Here is a 297-nt window from a genome sequence, read left to right on the forward strand (position 1 = left end):
TATCCCCCGGTATGGGGCAGGTCACCCACGCGTTACTCACCCGTCCGCCGCTCAGTCAACTGAAAATCATCCGAAGAATCAATTCAGCCGCTTCGCTCGACTTGCATGTGTTAAGCACGCCGCCAGCGTTCATCCTGAGCCAGGATCAAACTCTCTGATAAAAGATTTGTTCCAAGTTCAAAATCAACATACTAGCTAATTTATCCCTTTTACTGTTTTAAAGGATCTTTCGATCGTTTTGAATTACTTATTCAGAACTTTCGAGGATGTGTTTCACTGTTTAATTATCAAGGATCT

At 43.4% G+C, this 297-nt stretch carries 1 rRNA gene; it reads right to left on the reverse strand.

From position 1 onward, the window contains the following. Window positions 1–161: ribosomal RNA gene (locus DW915_RS12395) — 16S ribosomal RNA — on the reverse strand; the annotation flags it as partial. Between the last annotated feature and the right edge of the window lie 136 nt (window positions 162–297).

The organism is Blautia sp. AM42-2 (assembly GCF_003480245.1).
Lineage (GTDB): Bacteria > Bacillota > Clostridia > Lachnospirales > Lachnospiraceae > Fusicatenibacter > Fusicatenibacter saccharivorans.